This is a genomic window from Asaia astilbis JCM 15831 (assembly GCF_000613845.1).
Taxonomy (GTDB): Bacteria; Pseudomonadota; Alphaproteobacteria; order Acetobacterales; family Acetobacteraceae; genus Asaia; species Asaia astilbis.
The window spans coordinates 1-4,243 of record NZ_BAJT01000035.1 but is presented as its reverse complement, the minus strand read 5'-3'; the positions used below and the strand labels follow the sequence as shown (position 1 = coordinate 4,243).

7 protein-coding genes are annotated in these 4,243 nt (G+C 57.6%); 5 read left to right on the top strand and 2 right to left on the bottom strand.

Annotated features, from left to right (window positions below):
- Positions 1-107: 107 nt before the first annotated feature.
- The gene (locus JCM15831_RS15065; protein ID WP_025824885.1) at positions 108-617 is read right to left on the bottom strand and encodes a hypothetical protein; all 510 of its coding nucleotides are present in this window, start codon (positions 615-617) and stop codon (positions 108-110) included.
- Between the two features lie 184 nt (positions 618-801).
- Here JCM15831_RS15065 and JCM15831_RS15060 point away from each other — a divergent pair, with 184 nt between their 5' ends.
- Positions 802-1,059 (top strand): hypothetical protein, encoded by a 258-nt coding sequence (locus tag JCM15831_RS15060; RefSeq protein ID WP_025824884.1) that lies wholly within the window; start codon positions 802-804, stop codon positions 1,057-1,059.
- 150 nt (positions 1,060-1,209) lie between these two features.
- Here JCM15831_RS15060 and JCM15831_RS15055 read toward each other — a convergent pair whose 3' ends face one another.
- Positions 1,210-1,458 (bottom strand): hypothetical protein, encoded by a 249-nt coding sequence (locus JCM15831_RS15055; RefSeq protein ID WP_156938933.1) that lies wholly within the window; start codon positions 1,456-1,458, stop codon positions 1,210-1,212.
- A 77-nt stretch (positions 1,459-1,535) separates the two neighbouring features.
- On the opposite strand from JCM15831_RS15055, the gene JCM15831_RS19675 reads away from it, so the two are divergent.
- The 4 genes from JCM15831_RS19675 (at position 1,536) to JCM15831_RS24135 (ending at position 4,195) form a co-directional block, all read left to right on the top strand.
- A complete protein-coding gene (locus JCM15831_RS19675) occupies positions 1,536-2,237 on the top strand; it encodes a LexA family protein (protein WP_084490740.1) in 702 nt (233 codons plus the stop codon).
- A 97-nt stretch (positions 2,238-2,334) separates the two neighbouring features.
- Positions 2,335-3,117: a BRO family protein gene (locus JCM15831_RS20680; protein ID WP_025824881.1), complete on the top strand. Its 783-nt coding sequence runs from the start codon at positions 2,335-2,337 to the stop codon at positions 3,115-3,117.
- 105 nt (positions 3,118-3,222) lie between these two features.
- On the top strand, positions 3,223-3,480 hold the full coding sequence (locus JCM15831_RS15040) for a hypothetical protein (protein ID WP_198024366.1): 258 nt from the start codon (positions 3,223-3,225) through the stop codon (positions 3,478-3,480).
- Positions 3,481-3,694: 214 nt separating this feature from the next.
- Complete coding sequence (locus JCM15831_RS24135; protein WP_025824878.1) at positions 3,695-4,195, top strand: HNH endonuclease; 501 nt, start codon at positions 3,695-3,697, stop codon at positions 4,193-4,195.
- Positions 4,196-4,243 lie beyond the last annotated feature (48 nt).

Here is a 4,243-nt window from a genome sequence, read left to right as displayed (position 1 = left end):
GATTGGCCTCGGAAATGCTCATGACCGCGCCGGGGGCGTCGATCATCGAGCCGCTCGACGGAGAGACGAAGCCGATGACCATCCACGTTTTGGGAGCATCCCGCATGTCACAGTCTCCCCATGTGAGAGGTCATGGCCTGCGCCTCTTTCCACGACACGCCGGGCATCATCGCGCCCCAAGTGGCGTCGTGTCCGGCAGGGAACGGCTCAACGCGGTTCTCAGACATCGACGGCTTGGCGACGGGCTCGGGCGGTTTGTCCGACACAGCGCGCGCCACGACATAGCGGGGAAGATTGCCGATATGGCTTACGCGGGTGACGTGCTTTTCCGGTATCTTCCGCCATTCCCGAATGGTCGCAGCCATGACGCGGATCTTTTCCGAGAGCTTCGTAGAGCCCCCGCAATCCCGGATCACGTCGCTGAGCGTGTAATTATCAAAGCGCGGGTCTTTCACGGCCTTCGACTTGCTCTGTTCGGCCAGCTTCGCACCGTAACTGGAAGTGCAATACGGGCTGCAAAAGCGGCGCTGGTTCCAGTTCCAGGTCTTCAGACCCTTCAGACCCTTCGGACGCGAGAACTCGAGCGAGCACTCTTCGCATTTCTTTGTGTCGGTCATTTCCCAGCCTTTCGTTCAGTGCGCTTGGCGATGCTCTGCACGTCGAGCGCGGACAGGTCTCCCAAGAGGGAGAAGGGGGGGATTTTTGGGGGAGGTCATGGGCGGGCTCCACCAGTGCGGAATCGGTTGCCCACAATGGCCACGAGGATCAGGCTGGCCGGCCACAGCAATAGAGGAGGACAAAATGCCGAAATCTCTCGAAATGAGAATGATCCAACACCTGAGTATAATGACCGGAAATCTACTCGGCGCTCTCGCGTGCGGAGACGATGAAAAAATGAAAGCGGTCGATCACCTGCTAACCGCCTATCAATCCTTCCGAGAAGGAACGCCAGACGACGACACATACCGCGCACAACTTCGAGTAGCCGAGAATTTGCGCTTCGGGTTTGATAAGATGATGGCCGTGCATCATGCTCATCGTGAAAAAGGCGGCTCCTAATTTCTTCTGGCGTGACGATTGCACTGTCAGGAAAACGGAAGCCATTGCCTTTGCCGTCAGAAGGCACAAACCCCGTGACTGTCCTGCCGCTCAGGTCAGTCACGGTGACGGTCTCGAGGTGCTCGCAAGCGCGGATCGGATCCTTGGAGGTCATGGGCGGGCCTCCGTGGGGGTGCGGCGGGTGCGGGCTGTCGGGGCGTAGTTCGCCATGAACTCGCGTATCCGATCTTCCGTTTCGCGATACATGCGACCGCCACCACGCAAGCGAGCGACCAACTTTCCATCATTAACGGCCTGTAGGCCGAACGTGCTCTCAGCAATCCCCGCTCCGCGAGTGAAAGCCTCGATTTCCCTGAGTAGGGAGATATTCGTGCTCATAAGGCGACCATAATGGGACAAATCCCATCTCGTCAACAAGAAATAATGGGATAGGTCTCACCTGCCTATCTGAGAGGGGCTATGGGATACTTCCCAACATGACAGACTCATTCATTGCTCAAGAACTCAAGCGCCGAATGGATGAACGCGGGTTCAAACAGAAGTCTCTTGCTCGAGACGCAGACCTAAACGAGACCTATGTGCGCGACATCCTCAAGGGGAGATCGAAGAACCCGGAGGCGTCAAAGCTGGCAAGAATAGCTGCCGTCCTTGGCTGCACATCTGACGACTTGCTTGGGACTGGATCAACGGTTCATCCTGTTCACACAACGCAGATAGAGGTTCGCGGAGACGTGCAGGCGGGAGTATGGAGAGACGCGATGGAATGGCCTACCGCTGACTGGTACGCCATCACCGTACCCCTAGACGCTGCATACGCTGGCCTCCGTCGATATGGCCTGCTCGTAAAAGGCGATTCAATGAACCGGGTCTTTCCAGATGGTTCGATCGTTGTAGTTATCAACTTCTCCGATCTGGGGCGGATGCCTCAAACGGGAGAAATCGTTGTCGCGGTGCAAAGGTCAGGCACCTCGGACGACTTCGAGGCTACAGTGAAGGCCGCCCAGGTTCTCGAAACTGGAGAGATTATTCTCTGGCCACAAAGCACCAATCCGGATTTCGCCGTTCCCGTGCGTGTGCCAGTTTGCGGGAATGAACATGACGCCGGGATGCCAGACGTGTTCGTTCACGCTCTCGTTGTCGCCAGCTACCGCCCGAAGCCTATGGTATCCTTCGGGTGATGACGCAAAAATAAAGTGGGATGTCTCCCATTTTGTAATTGACAGGCAAGTGGGACATATCCCATGATCGCCCCATCAACACCGATGGGGACGCCAGATGGCAACCGAGCCAACAACCTTCGTTTTCGATAATGCTGATATCCGTGTCGTCATTCTGGACGACGCGCCGCACTTCGTCGGCAAGGATGTCGCCGAGCGTTTGGGATACTCGAACGCTGCGGATGCGATTTCCAAGCACTGCAAGGGGGTCGCGAAACGCTACCCCCTTTCTACCGAAGGCGGAATGCAGGAAGTACGCGTTCTCTCTGAGCCCGACGTTCTCCGCCTGATCGTCCGCAGCAAGCTGCCCGAGGCGCAGCAGTTCGAGCGTTGGGTCTTTGAGGAAGTCCTCCCAGCGATCCGCAAGAACGGTGGATACATGGTGGCAGCGCCGGACGAGACGCCGGAAGAACTGGCAGCCCGCGCCCTAACGGTCATGCAAGCGACAATCGAGCGACAGAAGGCTCAGATCGCAATCACACAACCCAAAGCCGACGCCATGGACATCATGGAAGCTGCCACGAGCAAGCCCATGGGCGTCCGTGATGCTGGGCGACATTTGCAGATCGGTCAGAACGAGGTGGTCAGGCTCGCTCTCGACTGGGGATGGGCTTGCAGAGAGAGCCGCAAGCTCAAGTCAACGCATTATGGTCGTGAGCACGAATACACCGTCATGACCCCGCGCACCTACGTCAGAGAAGGCGAGGACTTCGTTGACCTCGAGTTCAAGCTTACACGCAAGGGCGTTGACCGCATGGCCATCAAGATTGCGAAGGCCAAGGCCAACAAGCCGCGTCTTGAAACAGGCATGTCCGACACGATCGGTCTCGTTCGCCACTGACCCCGCTTGACGCGACCCCGGTACGCCGGGGCCGAACAAGCCGGGTTTCCGGCCAGTGTTTCCAGTGATGGAGAAGTAGAGATGGCATATCCAGACGGAATGCAGATGCGGAGCATCAGTCCGCGCAGTCCTTATTTTGCGGCCCAGTCGTCACACAATTACCTGCACGCGCTGCAACGTGACGTGAAGGCGGCTCAGAAGATCATGTGGGTGATCCAGGCCGCCGAGCGAAAGATCAACCAAGAACTTGCCAAGGTGAACGACACCGACGCTTTCGACATGATCGAGATCGCCGGTTGCTTCGACTACCTGAAGGAGTCAACGCCGACCGAGCAGGCTCTCGAGCAGAGGGCCGGGCTATGAGGCACCATATCTTGGTATCGGTCGCAGATATTAATCGCGCCGACTACGCTCTTAAACTCGCCGCACATCGGCTGTTTGCTCTCTCAGGCGGAAAGCCGGAGCGAGAGGCCGATGAATTCAATGCCCAAGGTAATCAGTGCTTAGAGGCGGCTAATTACCTGATTGATTGGATTGGGAGCCCAGTGAATAGGGCGACTGCCACGGAGTCAGCACAATGACGCCCGCTCGACGCGCTGACCTATCCGATAAGGATCTGTCGGGTCTCATGACGTTCGTGACCGAGCGCGGGGGATGCGTCTTGACCGCAACCAGCGTTTGGGAAGTCGCGCGCTTTACCGGCCCCGGCGGGGTTTGCATCATCTACCGCAACGCGAATGGCGACCTGAAGTGGAACCAACGCGCCGCAGATTCTTGGGAGGCTTGGAAGGCGGGAAGGGCATGGAGAGCGACCCCGCGGACGAAGAGAGGACCGAGGAAGCGCCGCATCAAATATGAAAACCTTACAGCCAGAGATGGTCATGATTGCTTCTATTGCGGCAAGCCCGTTTCGTTCGAAGAATTCAGCATAGAGCATTTGGTATCGCTAACTCACGGCGGCCCAGACAACCTTACAAACATGGCGGTCACACACCGAGGGTGTAACGCGACTGCCGGTCACTTGTCAGTCGTTGAGAAGGTGCGCTTAGCCGAGCAAACGAAAGGATTGGCACAATGACGCCCGCCGAGCAGAAAGCCGCGCGCGCTGATGTGGCGCTCGCATATC

Coding starts and splice junctions, on each gene's coding strand:
- JCM15831_RS20680 (WP_025824881.1), top strand. CDS start 2,335: ATGGCAACCGAGCCAACAACCTTCGTTTTCGATAATGCTGATATCCGT.
- JCM15831_RS15060 (WP_025824884.1), top strand. CDS start 802: ATGCCGAAATCTCTCGAAATGAGAATGATCCAACACCTGAGTATAATG.
- JCM15831_RS15040 (WP_198024366.1), top strand. CDS start 3,223: ATGCGGAGCATCAGTCCGCGCAGTCCTTATTTTGCGGCCCAGTCGTCA.
- JCM15831_RS24135 (WP_025824878.1), top strand. CDS start 3,695: ATGACGCCCGCTCGACGCGCTGACCTATCCGATAAGGATCTGTCGGGT.
- JCM15831_RS19675 (WP_084490740.1), top strand. CDS start 1,536: ATGACAGACTCATTCATTGCTCAAGAACTCAAGCGCCGAATGGATGAA.
- JCM15831_RS15065 (WP_025824885.1), bottom strand. CDS start 617: ATGACCGACACAAAGAAATGCGAAGAGTGCTCGCTCGAGTTCTCGCGT.